Here is a 22,105-nt window from a genome sequence, read left to right on the forward strand (position 1 = left end):
CACCCCCCGCGCCGGGCCCGCGGCCCCCCTCAGGCCGGGCCCGCGGCCCCCCTCAGGCCGGGCCCGCGGCCCCCCTCGGGCCGGTCGGCGGCTCGCTCAGGCCGGACCGGCGTCGCCCTCGGCCAGCACCGGCAGTGTCATGGCGCCGAGCCGGCTGATCGATGTGTCCAGTACGTCGCCCGGAAGGATCGGCCCGACACCGGGAGGCGCGCCGGTGAAGATCACATCTCCGGGGTTCAGTGTCATCATGCGCGACGCGTAGGCGATGATCCGCGGTACCGGGGTGATCAGCGAGGCGGTGTTGACCGCCTGCCGCCGTTCGCCGTTGCAGGTCAACAGGATGTCGAAGTCGGCCGGGTCGCCCGCCTCGTCGCTGGTGGTGAGCCAGGGGCCCAGCGGGCTGAAGCTGTCGTAGCTCTTGCGCCGCGAACGGTCGGCGGCGCTCCGTACGGTGATGTCGAGACCGATGGTGTAGCCGAGCACATGCTCCAGCGCGTTCTCGACGGCGATGTCCTTGCCACCGGTGCCGATCACCACCACGAGTTCGGACTCGTGGTGGATCTCGCTGCCCGCCGCGAGCACATCGCGCGGCAGCACGATGGCGGACTGGGGCCCGACGATCGACGACGGTGCCTTGAGGAAGACATCGAAGTTCATCATCCAGGACTCGACCTGACCCAGGGTGCGCTCCTGCACCGAGTGCATCTCGTCGACATGTTCCTGGTAGTTGCTGGCACAGGCGATGATCTTGGTGGGTGCCAGCACCGGCGCGGCCAGCCGCACCGAGTCCAGCGGCCGGCGCGGGCCGCTTCCGGCCGCGGCCTCCAGCGCGGGCGCGAGCGTGCCGAAATCCCGGCACAGGCCACGCCACCAGCCCGCGAGCAGCGGATCGGATTCGTACGCCCAGGGCAGCGCGCCGGTGACATCCACGATGGTGTCACCGACGACGGCGCCGAGACGGTGGTCGTCGAAGATCGCGAGTCTCATACGTTCACCGTCTCTGTCGGCGGGAGTACTGCCGGGGTGAAGACACCGGTCACCCGCTGGGGTGCGTCGAGCGTCAGCTCGCGGTGGATTCCCAGAGCCCGCAGTACGGGGCTGTCGCCGATGGAGAACAGGTCCGCGCCCCCGGCGCTGGTGTGCTCGACCGCGGCCCAGGACGGGACGACGAACATGTCCCCCGCCGACCAGTCGAAGCGCTGTCCCTCGATCACCGACGAGCCCGATCCCCGGTGGACGACGAAGACCGCGTTGCCGGTGCGCCGTACGGGCAGGGTCCGCGCGCCGGGTATCAGCCGGTGCATACCGCAGCTCATGGTCGGCAGCACACTGGCGCCGGTCCCGGGATTGACGTATTCGAGGCTCACCAGAGGGTCGTCGCTCTCGGCGGCCAGCCGGGACAGTTCCCGGTCGGTGTCCGCCCATCGGTAGACCAGGAGCGGGGAGTGCTCGGTGGTGAGGACATCGCGTACGGCTCCGCTGACGAAACGCGGCCCGGGGCCGGCCTCCCTCTCCGACCGGTTGTGCGGGTCGGTGTCCGGCTGCCGGATGTCGGGGTACGGCTCGAAGAACACCGCGTCGAGCGCCTCGATCATCGGCAGATCGAGACCGTCGAACCAGAGCATCGGGCCGTCGCTCGCACTGCTGTGGTCGTGCCAGTTCCAGGACGGTGTGAGGATCAGATCGCCGGGGTGCATGTCGCACACATCGCCGTCGACCGTGGTCGCGACACCGTCCCCGGACAGGATGAAACGGATGGCGCCCGGAGTGTGCCGGTGTGCCGGTGCCGTCTCGCCGGGGCCGAGGCACTGGATGGCGCCCCACAGTGTTCCGGCCGCGTAGGGCAGTCCTCCCAGGCCCGGGTTGCCGAGGCTGAGCACCCGCCGCTCACCGCCGCGCTCCACCGGCACCAGCCGCAGCGCTCGCTCGGCGAGTTCGGTCAGTACGGGTGAGCTCCACAGCCAGGGGACCGAGCGGGGGCGCGGTGCGGGCGGAAGGAGATCACGGGTGATCGTCCACAGCGGATGCAGATCCACGGCGGCCAGATCCCCGTACAGGGACGCCAGTTGCGCGTCCTCCCCGGGCGGCGTGCCATCGGTTCGCGCGGGATCGGCCGGGGCGTCGTCGGTTCGCACACGCGGTGTCTTGTCGAGTGTCATGGGTCCTCTTTCACCTGCGCCGCGCCCGGTCCGGCCGGGCCGACGGCGGCAGTTCGCTCATGGAGTGGAGTGGGCCGCCGCGTCCATCCGGCGGCGCACCTCCTGTGGTGGCAGGCCGATCCCGAAGCGGGCCACCGATTCCAGCAGGGAGGCACGCCGGCACCAGGCCCGTGCCCGCTCGGGGTCGGCCGCGATGGCGCGCAGCTCCTGGTGGTTGGCCTCCCGCTTGGCCTCGTCGCGTTCGCTGATCCGCTCGGTGTTGCGCTTGGTGTCGGCCTGTACGTACTCGACGGCGACCCGGCGGCGCACCTCGGCGAAGGTCGCCAGCTCGGCGTCCTCGTCCGCCCCGTCGAGGACGATACGGACGAGCCGGCGGGAGAGGTCGACGGCGTCGTGGATACCGCTGTTGAGACCCACTCCGCCGAGCGGGCTGTTGATGTGCGCGGCGTCACCGATCAGCGCGCACGGCCCGGACAGGAACGAGTCCGCCACCCGCTGATGGACGTGGTAGATCTGGCGGTCGCCGATCTCGTAACCGTCCGGGAGGGGCGCTATGCCCTGGAGACGGCTCTGCATCTCCACCGGATCGGTGGCACTCTCGTATGTCTGACCGGGCGGAACGGGGTACACCGCGCGCCATGACTCCGGTGTGCGCAGCAGGAAGAGCCATTCGTCCGGGTCGGCGACATAGTTGACATCGGCGATGTCGGGGATGAGCGCGCGGAAGTCGGCCGAGGTGCTGGCGATCAGGAATCGCTCGGGGTAGGTGAAGCCCTTGAACTCCACACCCAGCAGTCCCCGGGCCGTGCTGCTCGCGCCGTCGGCGGCGACCAGGAAGCAGCCGCGCACACTCACCTCGCCCGACGGTCCCCGTCCCTCCACGACCACACCGTCGTCGCCGGTCCGGATCGCCGTGGCCTCGATGCCGTAGTGCAGAGTGGCGTTCGGCTCGTCCGCGAGCCGCTCCACCAGCATCCGGACCAGATGCTGCTGGTTGAGCTGGAGCCGGTGCGGATACTTCGTCTCCTCCTTCAGCAGGGTGAAGTCGAACTCGGCCACCAGCCCCGCACGCCGGTCGCGGTACTGGTAGCGCGGCACCGTCAGTCCCTCGGTGTGCATCTGCGCCGCGAGGCCGAGTTCGTCGAGCAGTTCGAGGGTCGGCGGATGAAACGTCGACGCACGCCAGTCGGTACGCGGCTCCGGCTCCCGCTCGATGAGATGGACCCGTACGCCGGCTCGGGCGAGGGCCCATGCCGCGGTGACGCCGACGGGGCCGCCACCGAGGATGAGCACAGGCAGCCCACGATGATTCGACACGAATGTCATAGCTCAAACCTTAATGATTATTCCGTGCGCCGAAAGAGTTGACGCTACTATTCCGATATGAAGAACTCAGTCCACGATGAACCCCACCACGCCGCTCCGTACCCCACGCAGTCCGGCCTCTCATCGGTCGACAACGCCCTCCAGTTGCTGCATCTGATCAGCGAGCGCCGTGTGCTGCGCGTCGCCGAGGCCGCGGACGACTTGGGCGTCGCCCGTTCCACCGCGCACCGGCTGCTGACCGCACTGCGCCGACAGGGCTTCGTGACCCAGGACAAGCCGAACGGTGTCTACCGCCCCGGCCGCGCCCTGCTCGAGATCGGGCTCGCCGCCATCGGCCGTGTCGATATCCGGCACGCCGCCCGACCGGTACTCGAAAAGCTGAGTGAGGACACGGAGGAGACGGTCAGTCTGCTGCTGCTGGAAGGGAATTCCGTCCGGTTCATCGACTGTGTGGAGGGCACACGATCGGTGCGCGTCGCCACCCGTACCGGGATCGTCCTGCCCGCACACTGCACGGCGGGCGGTAAGGCGATCCTGGCGGCGCTGCCGTCCACCGATCTCGGCCGGCGTTACCCCACCCGTCAGTTGGACACCCGTACACCTCACTCCATAGGTTCCTGGAGCGAGCTGGAGTCCGAACTCGACGTGATCCGTGACGTCGGCTACGCGGTGAACTTCGGCGAGGGCGAGAGCAGTATCTGCGCCGTGGGAATGGCGATCCACGACCTCATCGGCTACCCGCTCGCGGCGATCGCGGTGGCCGTGCCCCACTCCCGGCTGGAGACCGTCGACCAGGCGCGGGAACTCGCGCCCATGCTGGTCGAGGCTCAGCTCTCGGTGCACGACGCGCTCAACGAGACGGTCTGAGGCGGATCCCGGCTCCGAGCCGGACGTCCGGCGCCACGGCGGCGGTCTGGCCCACGCCGGCCCGCCGTTCACAGCGAGAACACCATCGACTTGAGCGAGACCGGTACGGTCCCGGACTTGGGCAGCACCGCGCCGATGTCGACGAAGTCGAACTCGCCGACCGTGATGCCGTCGACGGAGATCACCGGCGCCGTGACCCCCTGGTCGAGCAGGATGCCGCCGACGGTCCTGGCGATATCGCCCTCGAAGAGCAGACACAGCGGCCCGCCCGCCGCGATGCGCTCGCTCAGACCGCGCCGGATACCCTCCACGAACGCGTCGAGGCGGGGAAAGCTCGGCAGTCCGCTCCACCGGAATCCCAGGACCAGCACCTCGTCCGGGTCGGCGTCGAGGCGGGCGAGATGCTTCCCGATCGCGTCCGCGACCGCGTGCGGATCGACCGTGTCGGCCAGCTCCACCTCGGGGCGGACCACCCGCAGATTGTGCAGCGGAAGCAGGTCCGGGTCACTGATGTGGATGGTGTTCCCGCTCACCCGCACCGTGTACTGGGACGCCCCGAGCACCGTCGCCCTGATCGCCCTGCCGGTGTCCTCCACCGGGCCCGGCATCCGGCCCGACCGCTCGGCGAGCGCGCGGCCGAACAACGGCCCCAGATCGCCGAATTCCCGGGACTCGCGGCCATGGACGTACTCGGCGACTCCGCCGGAGAACACAACGGCGTCGTAGGGACCTCGCTCGGTCAGTGGTTCCGTGAGCCGGAGCCAGTCGAGACCGTCGAGCGGAGCGGGGGCTCCGTTGACCGTGGCGACGACGGTGTCGGCCATCAGCGCGGCCAGTTCGGCCAGTTCGGCCGTGTGGACCAGGTCGCCCGGCGACCAGTCCAGCCCCAGCGACCGGGCCAGCCGCCGCCCCGCGGGCTCCAGCCGGACGATCCGTCCGGTGCCGTCGACCACGATCAGCCGTGCGCCGAGATGCAGCGCCGCGATCGACCGGACGGTACCCGCCTCGGCCACGGACAGTTTGGTGGTGCCCCCGCCGATGTCGATGTTGAGCACCCGCGCGTGGTCGCGCTCGCTCCTGGCGACCGCGCCCGACCCATGGGCGGCGAGCGTGGCCTCCATGTCATGGCCGGCCGTGGCGCAGATGAAACGCCCCGTCCGGGCCGCGAACAGATCGGCGATGGCGCGCGCGTTGTGACGGCGGGTGGCCTCACCCGTGAGGATGACCGCTCCGGTGTCGACCTCGTCGGCCCGCACGCCGGCGTCCTCGAACGCCTGGTCGACCAGGGCCGTCAGGCGCTCCTCGTCGATACGCAGTCCTTCTGCGTAGGGCGTCAGAGCGACAGCCGACTCATGGACGATCTGCTTGTCCACGACGACGAAGGCGCTGGACAGCTCGCGCCCCCTGCGGCGCAGGGTCAGCCGGGAGAAGAGCAACTGGCTGGTGGCGGAGCCGATGTCGATGCCGACACTGGTCAGGACGATCTGATCGCGCTCCCACAGCGGATGGCCGGGGTCGTCGGATCGGATGGTCACGCCGTGGTCGTGGTCGTGTTCACCGTGGTGTGTGCCGGTCAGGGCGCTGTCGGGCATGTTCTCACCGCTCCCCGGCCTTCTCGGCCTCTTCGTCGGTCAGCCGGCGGTAGAAGCGCCAGGCGGAGTCGATCAGTTCGGGCCGGGTCCGGCCGGAACCGACGATCTCCTCACGCTCCGCGCGCTCGATCTCCCTCGGCTCACCGAGCAGTCTGGCCCGGTAGTTCAGCTCGGCCAGCTCGCTGAGTTTGATGACGTTCAGTGCCGCCTCCTCGGGACTCGCGCCCACGGCCGTCACACCGTGGCCGCGCATCAGACAGGCGGAGCTGGTCCCGAGCACGGCGGCCATCTCGTCCCCCAGCCGCGGGGTCGTCACCAGCACACCGCGCTCGAACGTGGGTACCCCCCGGGCCAGCAGCCGCAGGGCGTACGGGTCGTAGGCGCCGATCAGCGGCAGCAGCGGCACATCACAGATACCGAAGAGCACCGGCATCAGGGGATGGACATGCACCACACTGGTGACATCGGGGCGCGCCCGGTACACCGCGAGATGGATGGCGAGTTCCCGGGGCGGCTCCAGCCCCGGCGCCTGTGAGCGCGGTGTACCGTCCGGACCGACCACCACCACATCGGCGGCGCCGGCGAACCGGAGACCGGACTCCGAGGGGCCGCGGGCCTTGATCGCGACGGTTCCGTCGTCGAGCAGCACGCTGATGTGACCGGCCGGTTCGCGGGTGAGACCCAGCCGGCCGAGGACCCGGCAGGCCGTCGCGATGCGCTCGGCCACCGCCCCGAGCCCGGCCGGCGAGGTCATCACACCCGGCCCTCGGCCACGGCCACCCGGGCCTGACCACGGGACACGTCGAAGGTGACCACGGCCTCGGCGGGATCGCGGATCAGCGCCATCGGGTCCTCCCCGGCCTGTACCCGCTCGATCTGCTGCCGCAGCAGCCTGCGGTACATGGCGATGCCCTTGTCCTCCGCGCCGAGCATTTCCCTGGTGCGGTCGTAGATGGCGCCCTGGGTCTCCCAGGCCATCCGGTCCTGGCTGGTGAAGGTGGTCATCGCGTGATCGCCCTCGGCCGTCATCTCCGACGGGACGCGTACGACGGAGGGTTCCTCGTCGTGCACCCGCTCCTCGCCCGGCTTGTCCGGCAGCAGACCGGCCCGGATGAGCATGGTGTGCTCGTCGTCCACCGGCACCCGCCAGTGCATCGCCTGCAACGGGCCCTCGGGCAGCCGCAGGATATTGGGGAACACCAGCGGATGTCCCGTCTCCTCCTCCAGTTCACCGGCCTGGTCGCGGTAGACACGGCGCTTGATGATGCCCCACTCGAACTGCTCGAAGGAGTACTTCTCGATGGGGCGGTAGTAGTAGCTGCCGCGGTCGATGCCCTTCATCCGCATGGTGTGTCCGTGCAGCCAGAACGTGTGCACGGTGTCGACGGCGTTCTCCATCGGCTGGAGCCAGTTGCACTCCAGATCCTCCTCGACGAAGAGGGTGAGATGCCCGTCGCGCCGGTCGAGCACATCCCAGCGAGGCAGTACGGGCGGCTCGCCGGGGCCCAGATAGGCGAAGACGATGCCGCGGTAGGCCTGTACCGGGTAGGCGGCGATACGGGCGCGCTCGCGGGCCCGCCGGTTCTCCTGCTCGAAGGGCTGCTCAAGGCACTGGCCGGTACGGTCGTACTTCCAGCCGTGGTACGGGCAGCGGATCTCGCAGCCCTCGACAAAGCCGTAGTAGAGGGACACCCGGCGGTGCGCGCACGACTCCGCGACCAGCGCGTAGGTGTTGTCGTCGGTCAGATAGAGCACCAGGTCCTCGCCCAGCACCCGGATCCGCTTGGTCCGCTTGTCCGTGGAGAGATCGGCGGTGACGGCGACGGGCTGCCAGTACCGCCGCAGCAGGTCGCCCGCCGGGGTACCCGGACCGACGCGCGTGAGAAATTCGTTCTCGGCTTCACTGATCATGGTCATGCTCCTCTTGATTCCGCAGTGCCTGCCGCAGCATGGCGGCGACCCGTCGCCGGAGGTCGTCGCGCTCCCCGGTGCCCCGCGCCGCCCAGGTGTCGACGAGTCGGCGCAGATACGGTGTGGCGTCCGCGTCCGGGAGGCTCTCGATGAGCGGCTCGATGTCGCGTTCGAGTTCCTCCAGGTACTCCCAGGTCCTGTCCTCGGCGGGGGACCAGCCGAGCCGTGCCTGGAGCGCGTTGAGATAGCTCCAGAAGTCGACCGACAGCGTCGGTGTGTCCGCCGCGGGGGAGAAGTCCTCGTCGAAACTCCGTTCAAGGCTGATCATCGTCAGCCGCTCTGCCCGGCGGCCCGGTCCTGGAGCCGCCGCGCGGCCCGGTCGTAGACCTCGCCCATACGGCTCCGCGCACCGTGCCCGGCGAGCTCGGCCTCGAATGTGGCGCGTACCGACGGGTCCTCGTCCTGGTACTCGATCTGGTCGCCGCCCTCGGTGGTGGGGCGGTCGATGAGGAACTGCTTGAACAGCGGGTACTTCTTGCTGCCCCAGCGCAGTGCGAGATAACGGGCGGGCGTGGTACCGGTGTTGAAGTGCTGGTGGAACCACCGCTCCGGCGGCACCACGATCGAGCCCTGCCGCCAGTCGACCTTCCGTACCGGTTCGCCCTCACGCCACAGCAGCGAGAAGCCCGTACCGCCGAGGATGATCACATGGGCGCCCGCGTTGTGCCGGTGGGCCTTCTTGTACGTACCCACCGGGAACTCCGAGACATGGCCGCACAGGCTGTTGTCGGCGATCTCCAGCATGACGTTGCTGCCGCCCGCGCCGCGAGCGGCCCATGACTTCAGCTCGATGGCGGCCGCGTCGGGGATGAATCTGCTCTCCCACACGCGGGACTGGTAGGCCGTGCCCGTCCCGCTGAAGTCGTCCTTGTCCGACCCGAACCGGTCGGTGAAGTCGAAGTCGCAGTCGTAGATGAACGAGCGGTTGTGGAACATCCGCATCACCAGCGGCGCGCTGGTCACGGTGTAGAAACGGGCCGGCTGCGACCCGCTGCCGTTGAAGTGCTGTGCGTAGGCGTTGAGCGGTACGGAGAACACACTGCCCGCGTTCCACTCGAACGTCGTCCGTGTCCCGGCCGAGTTCCACACCGTGGTCGAGCCCCGGCCGGAGACCACATAGGTGATCTCCTCGTAGAGATGGCGCTCGGGTGCCACCTCACCGCCGGGGGCGATCTCGATGATGTGGGCGTCGTTGACGTCCTCGGTGCCTTCCAGCCGGGCGACCGCCGCCCGGCAGCCACGCCGTTCCCAGGTGCCCAGCTCGACGGTGCGGAGGTCTTCGATGAACAGCCCTTCCACGACCTTGAGTCCCTCATCGGTCAGCCACTGCTCATAGGCCGTCGGGCGCTTGATCGTGGGCAACTCGGTTTCGGCCACGGTCATCTGATGTCTCCTTGTGCGCTAGTTCGAACCGATGAGGCTTTTGATCAGTTCTGTCGCGTCCGTCACGCCCTTGGTGAGGAACTCCCAGGAGTTGGTGTTGAAGTAGTCCACACCGTCCTGCGGGACCTGCCAGGCGGGCAGCTCGGCCGGCGGCTTGACGTCGGAGCGGGCGCTGATGCTTCCGTACGCGTCGTTCCACGCCTTGTTGCCGTCCGGGCAGGCCAGCCACTGGGCCAGCACCTTGGCGGCCTCGGGGTGCGGCGGCTTGTCGGAGACGGCCAGGAAGCCGAAGCCGCTGGTGGTCTGGAGCAGGTCCGGCATGACGACCTTGACCGGCAGCCCGTCGTCCGACGCCGTGTCGACGTCGAGCTGGCCCAGCCCCAGGGCGATCGGGTACTTGCCCTTGGCCAGATCGTCGGTTCCCTGCCGGGAGTCGGTGATGAGGATCGGCTTCTGGTCCTTGTAGAGCTGCTTGACGAACGCGTCGCCGTAGCCGTCGGCCGCCTGGAACATACCCACGTTGTAGATCGCGCCGCCGGGGCTCCGCGGGTCGATGGTGGCGATCTTGCCCTTCCACTTCGGGTCGAGCAGATCCTTCCAGGAGGTGATCTCGTCCGCCTTCACCTGGTCGGTGTTGATGACGATGGGGACACTGACGTACCGGCTGATGCTGAGGATCTTCTTGTCACCGTCCACGAACGGGACGGTCCCGCCCCGCCACCCCTTCGGGTCCAGCTCCGCCGCGGGCAGTACGTCCGTCAGCGGGGCGATCCAGTTCTGTGCGTGGTAGGTGTTGGCCATGGTGTCGGCGCCGCCGAGGAACACGTCCTGGGAGTAGATCCCGGCCTGCCGCTCGGACTGGAGCCGGGCCGCGTTGTCCTTGCCGCTGGTGCCGATGTAGTCGAGGCTGATCCCGTAGGTCTGCTCGAACGCCTTGGGCAGCTGCTGCCGTACGGTGTCGGTGGGCGGGCCCGACATCACGACCGTGCCCTCCTTCTTCGCCTTGGCGACGAGCGCGCCCGAGGGATCCGGGCAGGAGCTGCTGACATCAGCGGGGGCGCTGCCCGCCGTCGTGGTGGACGAGCCGTCGCCGCACGCTGTCGCGACGAGGGCCACCGCGGCGCCCGCGCATATCAGCTTCCAGTTGTGGTGAGCGATGAATCTTTTGATGACGCACCTGCTTTCGTTGCGGAGAGGGGCGACGGCGGGGTACCGCCGGTCACCCGGAGACGGCGTCCCGGCCGCGGCTTGCGCAGCCGGCCGCCACTGAGCACCCGGGACAGCAGGGCCACCCCGACGGTGAGCGCGCTGATGAGAACGCCCAGCACGGAGGCCTGTTCGAGTACGCCGCTGGTGCTGTATTCGAGAAGAAGGATCGACAGCGGCCGGGAGTCGTTGCTGCTGAGCAGGACGACGGTGCTCACATCACTCACGGCGGAGTGGAAGGTGAGAACTCCGGCCGCGGCCACGGACGGACCGAGGAGCGGGAAGAGGATAGAGGTGTACGCGCGCACCGGACTGGCGCCGCAGATACGTGCCGCCCGGTCCAGATCGGGGCTCACCTGGAGGATCGCGGCCTTCAACTGCTGCGTACCGGTGGCCATATGGCTGATCACCAGCGCGATGATCAGGCCGAAGAGATTGCCGTAGAGCACCGTGCGCAGCGGGGTGCCGAGATAGACCCAGAGCAGTCCGAGGCCCAGCAGCATGCCCGGTACGGCGGCCGGCAGCCAGGCCATCACATCGATACCGCCCCGGGTGGGCAGTTCGCTGCGGACGATGACGAAGGAGATCACGAAGTAGACCAGCACCCCGACCAGGGTGGCGATCAGACCGATGACCAGTGTGTTGCGCACGGAGGAGGCGAACAGGTTGTCGGCGAAGAGCGCCGACCAGTGCTCCGTGGTGAAGGGATTGGTCAGCTGGAAGAACCCGAACCGCCGCATGAACGAGCCCAGGACGATCGCGCCCATGGGAAGCACCACGGTGATGATCGCGTAGAGCGAGAGCAGCCCGGCGGCCACCCAGCGGCGTACCCGGCCCAGCCGGATCGGCTCGTCGTTGTAGGTGTGCGCGCCGATCGTGACGTAACTGCGGCTGCGTACGGCGTACCGCTGCATGATCGCCAGCATGATGAGGATCGGGATGAACACCGAACCCAGCGCGGTCGCGGTGCCGAACTGCGGGGGCGACGACTGGAGCCAGTTGTAGATCTGGGTGGAGTAGACGTTCAGTCCGATCGGGGTGCCGAGCAGCAGCTCGATCTCGAAGGTCTTCAGCGAGTAGACGAAGCTGAGCAGGGTGGCGGCGATGATGGCCGGACGCATCATCGGGACGGTGACACTCACCAGGGTGCGCATCCGGCTGGCGCCGCAGATCTGCGCGGCCTCTTCCATCGACCGGCTCATCCTGCGGAACGCGGGCACCAGCAGAATCACCATGATGGGTACGGTGGTGGCGGTCAGATGGGTCCAGATGATGCCCCAGTAGCTGTAGATGTTCAGCGGGCCCTGAGTGAGGTCACCCAGCCCCGGAATCGTTCTGATCACCTGGTTGACCACACCGTTGGCAGGGTCGAGCAGCAGGATCCAGCCCAGGGTCATCGACAGCGAGGGGATGAAGAACGAGAACCACAGGAACACCTCGATGACCTTGCCGCCGGGCATGTCGGTGCGCGCGATCAGCCAGGAGACGACCGTGGCGATCACCATGCCGAGCAGCACTCTCGGTACGCCCAGACGCAGTGTGTTCCAGGCGGACTCCCACATCGCGCCGTTGGCGAAGGCCTGCCGCCAGTTGTCCAGGCCGTAGGTCGCCGGATCGCCGGGATCCGCGACATTGAGGCTGTTCAGCAGGAGCAGTGTGATGGGGACGACGGTGACCGCGGCCACCAGCAGCAGTACGACGACGCCGGTCACCCGGGAGCCGCTGGAGCGGCGCGCGCTGATCAGTCTTCTCACCGGACCCGGGAGCGGCTCGACGGCGTCCGGGGCCACCGGGGGCAGGACGCCGGTCACAGCGGCCACACCATCGCGCGTCGCGGGTCTACCTCGACGACGACCGCGTCACCGGGCTGGTGCACCACCCGGCGCGGGGCGCTGAGCAGCACATTGGATCCGGCGATGTCGAGTACGTACTCGAAGCTGTCGCCGAGGTAGACGGAGGACAGCACCCGGGCCGCCACCTGGTTCGGCGCGGGGCCGTCGGGACCGGCCGGTCTGATGTCGACGTCCTCGGGCCTGAGATACACACCCACCCGGTCGCCGTCGCCCAGTTCCGGCGGCACATCGGGGCCGTGGATCTCACCGGCCCGCTCGCCGCCGGTGCCGAGCAGGACCCGGCCGTCTCCCGTGAGTACGCCCTCGACGACGATGAGCCGGCCGAGGAAGTCCCGTACGAACGCCGTCTTCGGACGCTCGTAGAGGTCCATGGGCCGGCCGATCTGCTCGACCTTGCCCTTGTTCATCACCGCGAGACGGTCGGCCAGGGACAGTGCCTCGTCCTGGTCATGGGTGACGAAGAGCATCGTGATGCCCAGTTCCCGGTTGAGTCTGCGGATCTCGCGGCGCATCTGGATACGCAGCTTCGCGTCCAGATTCGACAGCGGCTCGTCGAGCAGGAGCAGGTCGGGGGTGTAGACAAGGGCCCGAGCGAGCGCGACCCGCTGCTGCTGACCGCCCGACAGCAGGGTGGCCGGCCGGTCCGCCAGCGCCTCCAGACCGGTGACCGTCAGGATCTCCTCGACTCTGCGCCGCCGTTCGGCACGCTTGACCCGGCGCATACGCAGCGGAAAGGCGACGTTCTGCGCGACGGTCATATGGGGCCAGATCGCGTAGGACTGGAAGACCATCGCGATATTGCGCTTCTCCGACGGCAGGAAGGTGCCCCGGCCGGCGTCGGCGAGTGATCTGTCCCGCATCGAGATCGAACCCTGGTCGATCTTCTCCAGGCCCGCGATCATCCGAAGCGATGTGCTCTTCCCGCAGCCGCTCGGGCCGAGGAGGGCGAATATCTCGCCCTGCTTGACGTCGAGGTCGATCTGGTCGACAGCGACGACGTCGTTGAACTTCCTGGTCACACCGGACAGCTGGAGCTGTACGGCGGGCTCACCGGAAGCCTGGTCCGCCGGGCCCGTGATCCGGCCCGCGAGGCGGTCCGGTGTGGTCGCCCTCATCGACATCCTGCACTCCTCGGATCAGTCCTGGTTCACGCGACCTTAACCAGGAATACCTCATAGAGAAATAGTTGTTCTCTAAGTTCTTCGATAGGGAATAGGGACCGTCAAAGGTCCAGTGTGAGCAGCTCCGAGGCCGACCGGCCGACGCAGATCATCATGGTGTCGCCGCGGTCCCGTTCCTCGTCCGAGAGCACGGTGTCGTGGTGCTCGGGCACCCCGGCGAGCACCTTCGTCTCGCACGAGCCGCAGTAGCCCTCCTCGCAGGAGAACGCCACCTCGGGGGCGGCCTCGCGGACCACGTCGAGCAGTGTGCGCTCCGGCGGGACGTCCAGGGTCAGACCGCTGCGCCGCAGTTCCACGGTGAAGTGGCCCGCGCCGGGGGACGGACCTCGCGCGTCCGCCGCGCCGCCGCCCGGGGGCGCGCCGAAGCGTTCGACATGCAGCGCGCCGGGCCTGGCCCGCGCGCAGACCTCGCTGACCGCCTGGACCATGCCCTCCGGGCCGCAGCAGTAGACCGCGGTACCGGCGGGCGCGGCGTCCACGAGCGCGGCGACCGGCAGCATGCCCTGCTCGTCCTGCGGCACGATATGGACGCGACCGGCGTCGATGGCCGACAGCGTTCCGGTGAACGCCATGCCGGCGCGGGTGCGTCCGCCGTAGTACAGCTCCCACGAGGCGCCGTCCGCGGCGGCCTGACGGGCCATCGCCAGGATCGGTGTGACACCGATACCGCCGGCGAGGAAGAGATAGTGCGGCGCGTCGACGAGGGCGAAGTGGTTGCGTGGTCCCCGGACCCGCAGCACCCGTCCGACCAGCGCGGTGTCATGCACCTCCGCCGACCCGCCGCGGCCGTCCTCCTCACGCAGCACCGCGACGGTGTACGAGCGGGGATCGTCGGGCGGACCGCACAGCGAGTACTGACGGACCGTGCCGCTGGGCAGCCGCAGATCGATATGCGCGCCCGGTGTCCATGGCGGCAGTGTGCCGCCGTCCGGATCGACCAGGGTCAGCGAGACGACACCGGCGGCTTCCAGACGAACCTGCTCGACCAGCACGTTCCGGGTGGCGAGGAGATCCAGATCGTTCATGGCGGCTCAGTCCGTGCCGGCCGGTCGGAAACCGTAGATGTCCAGGGTGAGTTCGCCCCCGGCGATCCGGCTCATATAGCCCGCCTCGGCGGCCTCGCGCGCCAGGCCGCGCTCCAGTACCGATGCGACCGACGCCTGTGGAATGACCACGACGCCGTCGCTGTCGGCCACGACGAGATCCCCGCGGCTGACGGTGGCGGTGCCCAGGGTGAGGGGATCGCCGACGGTGCCCGTGTCGTCCTTGACCGTCGTACGCACCGCGATCGAGGAGCTGAAGACCGGAAAACCACGCTCGCGCAACTGGTCCACGTCCCGCACACCGCCGTCGATCACCAGCCCCAGCACCCCGCGCGCCCGCGCGGCGGCCGTGAGCACCTCGCCCCAGTAACCGCAGGCCTCGCGCTGTCCGTCGACCACCAGCACATCGCCCGGCGAGGCGTGTTCGAGCGCGATGTGCAGCGGCAGGTTGTCGGCGGCCGCGGTGGTCACGGGAAGCGCCCGGCCGACCACGGCGGCGCCCGGCCAGACCGGTCGGATACGCGACGGAAGGAAGCAGTCCAGCTTCGACGCCTCGTACAGGGTGGCGGTTCCCAGCCGTAGGAAGACGGCGGTGTCCGTGAGATCGGACGGGGCGGTCGTCATGCCTGGTTCCTCTGCAGCAGGTGATAGCCGTGGGCGGCGCGCGCCTCGGCCAGGGAGCGGCCCGCGAGTATGTCGTCGACGATGCGCGACTCGCGTTCATGGATGGTGTGGCAGATCTCCGCCACGTCGTCCTCCACATCGGGCGGTACGGTGACCGCGCCGTCGGCGTCGGCGATGACGAGCTGACGGGCCGCGATCCGGACACCGCCGACGCTCACCGGGCACTGGACGTCCCGGACCTCGACCCGGTCCTTGCCGGTGCGCATGTACCGGCCGCGGGTGAACAGCGGATAGCCCACGTCGAGCGCCCGCCGCACATCGCGGCAGACCCCGTCGATCACGGTGCCCGCGATACCGCGGTCGTCCGCCATGGCGGTGAGGATGTCGCCCCACACCGTGCAGTCGGTACGGCCGCCGTTGTCGAGCACCGCCACATCGCCGGGCCGCATGTCGTCCAGATAGTCGCCCACCGTGCCGGCCGGGCGCCCGGCCGTGGTGTACGAGACGGTGTAGGCCCGCCCGAAGATCCGCGCGCCGTCGAACAGCGGGCCGATGCCGGGCAGACAGCCCTCCCGGCCGACGCGGTCGAGCGCGTCGGCGATCGTCGCGGTCGAGTAGCCGTACAGGGGATGGGCCGTGCCGTCGGCCGCGGCCGGCTCACGGGCGGCGGGTTGGTCGTTCACGCGCCGTACTCCTCGGTCGTGGGGAACTGACTGTCGTGCATGACCTCGGTGACCGGCCGCCCCTGGGCGACTGCGTCGGCCATGACGGCCTCGCGGGCGACGACGCGCTCGGCGAAGCCGATGACGCGCTGGACGTCGGCCCCGGGTACGAAGGCGACTCCGTTGCCGTCGGCGATGACGTAGTCGCCCGGCTCCACGGTGATGTCACCGAACCGGACCGGCTCGTCCATCGCGTACTGGACGACACGTCCGCGCGCGCTGACGGGCACCACGGCCCGCGCGAAGACCGGCAGACCGAGCTCGGCGCTCTCGCCGGCGTCCCGGCAGGCGCCGTCGACCACCACTCCCGCGATGCCCCGGGCGAGCGCGGCGCGGCTGAGTATCCCGCCCCAGCAGGACACGTCCAGACGTCCGCCGTTGGCGATGACCAGCACATCGTCCGGTCCTGAGATGTCCACGGCGGCGGCGGCGACATGGTCCGCCGGCCTGCCGGAATCGCGCGGCCCCACCGTGACGGTACGCACGCGTCCCGCGACGACATGCCGGACCGGCCAGACCGGCACGGGTCCGAGTGTCACCGTGGACAGGCCGTAGGCGTCCAGGGCGTCCGAGACGGCACAGGAGTCCAGCGCCCGCAGCCGTTCCACCGCGGTGGCGGCCGGGGCGGTCGTCCGCGCCTCGTTCTCCGTCGTCATTCCGCGTCCTTACGGGAGTCGGGCCGTGCGGCCGTGGCGTCCTGCCAGGTCATGAACGCCATCGCGCAGCCGGTGCCCGCCTCGGCCCGGTAGCACGGCTCGTAGCCGACCAGTTCGGCGCCGAGCGAGGAGGAGTGCAGCGCTCCCGCGACCACGATCCAGTTGCGCATCTCCGAGGTCCCCGACCGCAGCACCGCGTCGGGCAGGGAGCGCAGATAGTCACTGTCCCGGCTGGTCAGCGCGGCGATGAAGGCACGGTCGAGCTCCTCGTCGACGACGAAGTGACTCAGCCCGCCGGAGGCGACGATCCCCACCCGCAGCGGAGCCGGGAAGGCCCGGATCGCCTCGCCCAGGGCGACCCCGAAGTCGAAACAGCGGGCGGCGGACGGCGGGTTCGGCTCCCAGAAGGTGTTCACGAAGACCGGCACGGTCGGCGGTATCGCGTCACCGCCGAGCAGCTGCTCGAAGATGAAGCCCCAGCCGTGCGGGATCCCCGAATTTCCCCACTCACCGGGCGGCAGCGCGCGGGACGCGGCCGGGTCGAACCCCGAGGCCGAGGTCCGCTCGATCAGATGCCGGGCCAGCGCGGAGTGCCCGGGACGCACGGTGCTCGTGGCGGGCACATTGGCGACCTCGGCGATGGCCAGCCCCGGCTTCATACCGTCGAGCTGCTCCTGGGTGAAGGGCTCGTGCCGCATGGTGTCGCCCCAGTAGAAGGCGAACTGCGGCAGCAGTTCATCGCCGAACACCTCCTTGTGGTCGCTGCTCACGACCACCAGCACATCGAGCGCGGCCGCCTCGATCCGCCGGCCCAGCTCCTCGATGTCCTCACGGCAGGCGCTGTGACGCCGGCGGCGTACGTCCAACTCGCATTCGGCCGCGAACCCCGGTGCGCGCAGTGCCAGCAGGTCGTCGTACGGATACTCCACACCGCGGTAGACCAGTGCCCTGTTGGCGCGGTCCGCCTTCGCCCGCTGCCCCCAGTCCTCCGGCGGTGTGTTCAGCAGGGGGCCGTGGGAGGTGCCCACGCCCAGTACGAGGTCGCTCACGCTTCCTCACACCTCCAGCCGGAACAGCTCGACGGCGTTCGTCTCGAACAGCGCTTTCCTGTCGTCGTCGGTCAGCCAGTCGATGTCCTCGATGAGCAGATGGATGTCATCGATCCAGCGGCCGGTCTCCGGGTCCTTCACCGAGCCGGTGCCGGGCTTCTCCGTACCGAACAGACAGCGGTCGACACCGACGGTGCGCAGGAGGAACTCGATCGAGTCACGTGTATAGAGGCAGGTGTCGTAGTGGAGGCGGCGCAGGCGCTCCTCGAAGGTGGTGCCCGCCCGCAGGGCCGCCGGGTAGAAGCGGCCCTTCTGGTACGGGATGGCCCCGCCGCCGTGCGACACGACGATCTTCAGCTCGGGGAAGTCGTCGAGGACGGTGGACTGGAGCAGTCCGGCCACCGCCAGGGTCTCCTCCTGGACGAAATGGAGCGAGTAGCTCTCCCTGGCCGGCGGACGGCAGGCCGCCGAGTGGATGATGGCGGGGACGTCGAGTTCGCAGAGCGCCTCCCACACCGGGTACCAGAAGCGGTCCCCGATGGCCGGCGGCTGCCGCAGCCCCTCGTACGGGTCGGTGTTCAGGGTCGCGCCGACGAAGCCCAGGTCATTGACACAGCGGCGCAGCTCCCTGGTCCACGCGGCCGGATCGAGCTCCATCGACTGCGGCATCCCCGCGACACCGCGGAAGCGGCTGTCCGCCGCGCAGCACATCGCGATGACGTCGTTGGTCTCCTCGGTGAACCACTCGACGAGCTTGGCCGGGCTCTCGCTGTGCATCATCTGGAACGGCCGCGGCGAGATGAACTGGATGTCGACACCCGCCTCGTCGAGATGCCGCAGATGCGAGATCTTGCCGAAACTCGGATGCGGCGCGTTGAGCGCCTCCACGACATGCTGCTCGGTCACTCCCGACCGCCCGCGCCCGTGCGCGCCGCGATGGGAGAGGAGTCCGGCTTTGTACGCGTAGAGCTTGTCAGGGGCGGTGACATGCCCGTGGACGTCGATATAGATGGTGCTGCCCTCCTTGTGGCCGGAACGGGCGATGCCCGCCGTGGCCGGTGGAGCCGCTGAGAGAGCTCCTGTCCGGGTGTCCTGAACCATAGAGATGGTGTGCCCTATACGGAATAGGTCGCACGAGAATTCCGTATAGCGGCATGCGGTGGACCCGGAGGCCTTGCGTTCGCCCTGTTCTCCTGTCGGGCCTCGCGCCGGACCGGGCTCCCCGACCGAGGGCCAAACGCGCGCCAAGAGGGAGGAAAGGCGCACACCGGTGGACGGAAAGCGCCATCGATACGCGGTCACCGGCCGGTAGAACGTCACATTAGGCGAAATTTCCGTCGGTGGACCGGTCGCGTACGAACTTGGCCATCCCGGAATGGTCTCGGGCGGCGCGCCCGGTGGTCCGGCGGTGTCCCGGGGCTCCCGCGCGAGGGATCGGTTGGAATGTCAAACTCGCTGCACCGGGGTGTGCGCCGGTGTGTTCCGGACCCGTCGGCGGGCTGCCGTCGGCGAACCGAACCCGGCACCGGCACCGACACGGGAACCGGTGTACCGCGGAACCGTACGGTCCCGCGGTACACCGGCGTGGTCAGATCTCAGGCTCAGACCGGGACGATGCGGTACGTCCGGTCCACCGCCGTCTGGACGGAGATCACCCCGTTCGCCGTGGTGAACGGCACCGCCGCGCCATTGGCGTCGGTCACGGTGAAGGCGCCCGTGGACCACGGGTTCTTCAGCCGCAGTGTGCCACCGGCCTTGCTGGTGACCTCGACATAGCTGACGCGGTCACTCTCCTTCGCGCTGGACACCACGAACGCCCCCTTCTGGCGGAGCTGCCAGAAGCTCGCGTCCTTGCCCGCCGGCCAGACCGGGAACAGGGTGATGATCCCCTGGTCGCTCTGGACGAGCATGCTGTTGACCGCCTCGGTCGCCCCGGACTTCTCGATGCCGTGGAACGAGTCGGCGATCCGCAGATTCGGCGCGAGGTGCGAGTTGATCACCTGCTTGAACTTGTCGATGAGCGACTGCGCCGGATATCCCACCCGGACCGCCTGGTTGAACACCTTGGGGAAGCTGTTGTCCTGGCCCCAGGAGTTCATGGCGTCGAGGGTGTCCACACCGATGCGCAGCTTCGCCGGGTCCGAGTTGATCCCGAGCTGGTCGGCCGGCTGGACGAATTCGAGGTTGATGGTGTTGTCACCGGGGTGGATGTCCCGTGTGTCGGACCCCTGCATGGTGCCGGGGCTCACCAGCGAGTACACGGTCTTCCCGTTGAACACCGTGGTCGGCTGCGCCGGCAGGTTGTCGAGGATGTTCTGCCAGGTGGCCCGGCGGTCCGCGTCGACACCGAGCTTCTGGCTGCCCGCGATCAGGGTGGACAGCACCTGCTTCAGCAGACCGATGTCGGCGGAGGAGTTCTTGCCCCAGGTGCCCTCGTGCGGACCGCTCCACATCGAGTACTTGCCCGCGGAGTCCCGTTCGAGATAGCTCTCGAAGAACTGCGCGACCTGGCCGAGGAAGGGATACGCCTTGGTCCTGAGGAACTCGGTGTCCTGCGTGTACTCGTAGTAGGAGATGAACTGGGAGGCGGAGAAGAGGGAGTTGGAGACCTGCTGGTGGTACTGGTCGTCGGTGGTCGTGCCGTACGGGCCGATCCCCACGGGGAAGAGCACACCGGCCGGCACACCGCCGCTCGGGAAGCGCCCGCTGATGTAGTCGGACTTCACCCGGGTCAGATCCTGCCTGGCCCGGCGCTGCGCCTCGGGGACATACGCGAGGATCGTCTCGTGGAACGGCAGGGAGAGTTCCGGGCGGTTGCTGGAGTAGACACCGTAGAACGGCGCCTGCGCGTTGTAGTTGAGATGGTAGTCACCGCTGAACTGCGGGGAGTCCGTGGTGGTCCAGATCCCGTAGAGGGCGGGGGCGGTCTTCCCGGCCCGGCTGGACGCCCCGATGAAGTACTGCGCCGCGTAGTAGAACTTCTCCAGTACGGTGTCGCCCAGTTCGACGGCCGACCGCATCCAGTAGTTCTTCCACCAGTCGGCGCGCTGGGTGTCCAGCGTCGCCAGCGAGGCCGCGGTCTGGGTACGCACCTGTGTCACCGCGTCGTTGTGCGGCGCCGACGGGTTCTGTCCGCCGCCGCCGATCTGGGTGACGACACGTACGGTCGCGCCCGCGGGAAGGGTGAAGACGGTCTTCGCGGTGGCGCCCGAGACGGTCGGTGTCTGCACGGCGGACGCGCCGAGGACCGTGGTCGCCAGTGCCCCGCGCGACACCCACCTGCTGCCGGAGGCGGTGGCACGTTCGGCCCACATCACCTGACCGTCCACCCCCGCGGAGTTGCTGTAGGCGGAGTTGGGCGTGGTGGCACCCGCGTAGGTCGACGCCTGGAGCTGTACCGGCTGGCTGCCGGTCGAGGTGACGGAGGTGACCAGTACGTTCTTGTCGGCGGCCAGCCAGGTCTTCATCGACACGGGGGCGTTGGACAGTGACATCGTTGTCGCGATCGTGCCGTCGACGATGTTCTGTTCCTCGCGGAAGGACGGCGCCGGCGGGGGAGTGCCGCCGCCGCTCTGCGCGTACAGCTCGATCTGGCCGATCCGCGCCCGGGGGTTCTGCGTCGAGTCGGAGGTCGTGCTCTGTGTCGGCTCGGTGACACTGACCCTGATGTACCGGGTCTGTACGGCCGTGACGGTCCGGTCGATGACATCGGCGGTGTTGTTCTGCACCGTGTCGACACTGTTCCAGTTGGTGCCGTCCGCGCTGGTCTGGAACGCCATGTTCTTGGTGTTGAAGGCGGCGTTGCCGGGGCGCGCGGCGTTGTCGTTGCGTATGACATAGCGGGCCACGGTCTTGACGGAGCCCAGGTCGAGGGTGATCCACTGCGGCTTGCCGACCTGGGAGACCCAGCCCTCGTACCCGCTGCCCCACTGGCCGTTGACCGCCCGGTCGGGCGTGAAGGAACCCTCCGTGCTGCTGGCGGTCGCCCGTGCGCCGATGGCGAGGTTGGTGCCGGTCTGCGCGGTGGTGCCGGTGATGGTCACACCGCCGATGGGCGCCGGCTTCGGGCTCGGGTTGGCGTTCCAGAAGTCCCCCTTGGAGACATAGAACGTCTTGACGCCCGTGCTGCCGCCGGAGGTCACACCGACGTCACCGTTTCCGAGCAGGGCGGTGTTGGGCATCGCGTTCGAGACCGAGCCCGAGTAGGCCTGGTCGGTCCAGACTCCCTTGATATCGGCCAGCTTGGCCCTCAGGGTGTCCCACTGCTGGGCGGGCGTCGGCGGTCCCGCCGCCAGGGCCCGTACGGACTCGTTCCCGGCGCCCGCGGCGTTCCCGGCCACCGCGCTGCCGGGAATCGCGAGCGGTACGGCGACGGCCAGGGCCACCGCCACCGCGTACCCGCGTGGTCCTCCGAATCCGCGGATCACTCTCCGCGTCGTACTCTCCTGCCCCATTGCGGCTCTCCTTCGAGTC

General features: G+C 69.0%; 19 protein-coding genes. 1 reads left to right on the forward strand and 18 read right to left on the reverse strand.

Annotation, left to right across the window (positions count from 1 at the left end; all coding sequences use genetic code 11):
- Window positions 1-96: 96 nt before the first annotated feature.
- The 3 genes from ACWGDX_RS08425 to ACWGDX_RS08435 are packed head-to-tail and all read right to left on the reverse strand — an operon-like array spanning window position 97 to window position 3,485.
- Window positions 97-987, reverse strand: a complete 891-nt coding sequence (locus ACWGDX_RS08425) for a fumarylacetoacetate hydrolase family protein (protein ID WP_453623482.1) — start codon at window positions 985-987, stop codon at window positions 97-99.
- Window positions 984-2,159 carry a cupin domain-containing protein gene (locus ACWGDX_RS08430; protein ID WP_453623484.1) on the reverse strand — a complete coding sequence of 392 codons (1,176 nt, stop codon included), beginning with the start codon at window positions 2,157-2,159 and terminating at the stop codon, window positions 984-986. Before ACWGDX_RS08430 ends, ACWGDX_RS08425 begins: the two co-directional genes overlap by 4 nt.
- 57 nt (window positions 2,160-2,216) lie before the next feature.
- A complete protein-coding gene (locus ACWGDX_RS08435) occupies window positions 2,217-3,485 on the reverse strand; it encodes an FAD-dependent oxidoreductase (RefSeq protein ID WP_453623485.1) in 1,269 nt (422 codons plus the stop codon).
- Window positions 3,486-3,542: 57 nt separating this feature from the next.
- On the opposite strand from ACWGDX_RS08435, the gene ACWGDX_RS08440 reads away from it, so the two are divergent.
- Window positions 3,543-4,352 carry an IclR family transcriptional regulator gene (locus ACWGDX_RS08440; protein WP_363080622.1) on the forward strand — a complete coding sequence of 270 codons (810 nt, stop codon included), beginning with the start codon at window positions 3,543-3,545 and terminating at the stop codon, window positions 4,350-4,352.
- A 68-nt stretch (window positions 4,353-4,420) separates the two neighbouring features.
- Here the strand turns inward: ACWGDX_RS08440 and ACWGDX_RS08445 are convergent, their stop codons facing one another.
- The 15 genes from ACWGDX_RS08445 to ACWGDX_RS08515 all read right to left on the reverse strand — a co-directional run bounded on the left by ACWGDX_RS08445 (window position 4,421) and on the right by ACWGDX_RS08515 (window position 22,086).
- On the reverse strand, window positions 4,421-5,944 hold the full coding sequence (locus ACWGDX_RS08445; protein ID WP_453623487.1) for an ethanolamine ammonia-lyase reactivating factor EutA: 1,524 nt from the start codon (window positions 5,942-5,944) through the stop codon (window positions 4,421-4,423).
- A gap of 4 nt (window positions 5,945-5,948) precedes the next feature.
- Complete coding sequence (locus tag ACWGDX_RS08450; protein WP_453623489.1) at window positions 5,949-6,698, reverse strand: class II aldolase/adducin family protein; 750 nt, start codon at window positions 6,696-6,698, stop codon at window positions 5,949-5,951.
- A complete protein-coding gene (locus ACWGDX_RS08455; RefSeq protein ID WP_453623491.1) occupies window positions 6,698-7,855 on the reverse strand; it encodes a Rieske 2Fe-2S domain-containing protein in 1,158 nt (385 codons plus the stop codon). Before ACWGDX_RS08455 ends, ACWGDX_RS08450 begins: the two co-directional genes overlap by 1 nt.
- On the reverse strand, window positions 7,845-8,183 hold the full coding sequence (locus tag ACWGDX_RS08460; RefSeq protein ID WP_363080627.1) for a hypothetical protein: 339 nt from the start codon (window positions 8,181-8,183) through the stop codon (window positions 7,845-7,847). The genes ACWGDX_RS08455 and ACWGDX_RS08460 overlap by 11 nt, the downstream gene beginning before the upstream one ends.
- Before the next feature lie 2 nt (window positions 8,184-8,185).
- Entirely contained in the window at window positions 8,186-9,298 is a 1,113-nt protein-coding gene (locus tag ACWGDX_RS08465; RefSeq protein ID WP_453623493.1) for an ethanolamine ammonia lyase-activating protein, read from the reverse strand.
- A gap of 18 nt (window positions 9,299-9,316) precedes the next feature.
- Complete coding sequence (locus ACWGDX_RS08470) at window positions 9,317-10,414, reverse strand: ABC transporter substrate-binding protein (protein ID WP_453623495.1); 1,098 nt, start codon at window positions 10,412-10,414, stop codon at window positions 9,317-9,319.
- Window positions 10,415-10,431: 17 nt separating this feature from the next.
- The gene (locus tag ACWGDX_RS08475) at window positions 10,432-12,324 is read right to left on the reverse strand and encodes an ABC transporter permease (RefSeq protein WP_453623497.1); all 1,893 of its coding nucleotides are present in this window, start codon (window positions 12,322-12,324) and stop codon (window positions 10,432-10,434) included.
- Window positions 12,312-13,478, reverse strand: a complete 1,167-nt coding sequence (locus ACWGDX_RS08480; protein ID WP_453623499.1) for an ABC transporter ATP-binding protein — start codon at window positions 13,476-13,478, stop codon at window positions 12,312-12,314. Before ACWGDX_RS08480 ends, ACWGDX_RS08475 begins: the two co-directional genes overlap by 13 nt.
- 101 nt (window positions 13,479-13,579) lie before the next feature.
- On the reverse strand, window positions 13,580-14,563 hold the full coding sequence (locus ACWGDX_RS08485; protein WP_453623501.1) for a PDR/VanB family oxidoreductase: 984 nt from the start codon (window positions 14,561-14,563) through the stop codon (window positions 13,580-13,582).
- A 6-nt stretch (window positions 14,564-14,569) separates the two neighbouring features.
- On the reverse strand, window positions 14,570-15,205 hold the full coding sequence (locus ACWGDX_RS08490) for a 4-carboxy-4-hydroxy-2-oxoadipate aldolase/oxaloacetate decarboxylase (RefSeq protein WP_453623503.1): 636 nt from the start codon (window positions 15,203-15,205) through the stop codon (window positions 14,570-14,572).
- Window positions 15,202-15,888: an RraA family protein gene (locus tag ACWGDX_RS08495; protein WP_453623505.1), complete on the reverse strand. Its 687-nt coding sequence runs from the start codon at window positions 15,886-15,888 to the stop codon at window positions 15,202-15,204. The genes ACWGDX_RS08490 and ACWGDX_RS08495 overlap by 4 nt, the downstream gene beginning before the upstream one ends.
- Window positions 15,885-16,583: an RraA family protein gene (locus ACWGDX_RS08500; RefSeq protein ID WP_453623507.1), complete on the reverse strand. Its 699-nt coding sequence runs from the start codon at window positions 16,581-16,583 to the stop codon at window positions 15,885-15,887. Before ACWGDX_RS08500 ends, ACWGDX_RS08495 begins: the two co-directional genes overlap by 4 nt.
- On the reverse strand, window positions 16,580-17,632 hold the full coding sequence (locus tag ACWGDX_RS08505) for a DODA-type extradiol aromatic ring-opening family dioxygenase (RefSeq protein WP_453623509.1): 1,053 nt from the start codon (window positions 17,630-17,632) through the stop codon (window positions 16,580-16,582). The genes ACWGDX_RS08500 and ACWGDX_RS08505 overlap by 4 nt, the downstream gene beginning before the upstream one ends.
- Before the next feature lie 6 nt (window positions 17,633-17,638).
- A complete protein-coding gene (locus ACWGDX_RS08510) occupies window positions 17,639-18,733 on the reverse strand; it encodes an amidohydrolase family protein (RefSeq protein WP_382860146.1) in 1,095 nt (364 codons plus the stop codon).
- A gap of 500 nt (window positions 18,734-19,233) precedes the next feature.
- Window positions 19,234-22,086: a discoidin domain-containing protein gene (locus ACWGDX_RS08515; RefSeq protein ID WP_453623511.1), complete on the reverse strand. Its 2,853-nt coding sequence runs from the start codon at window positions 22,084-22,086 to the stop codon at window positions 19,234-19,236.
- Between the last annotated feature and the right edge of the window lie 19 nt (window positions 22,087-22,105).

It is taken from the genome of Streptomyces sp. NPDC055025 (assembly GCF_053608565.1).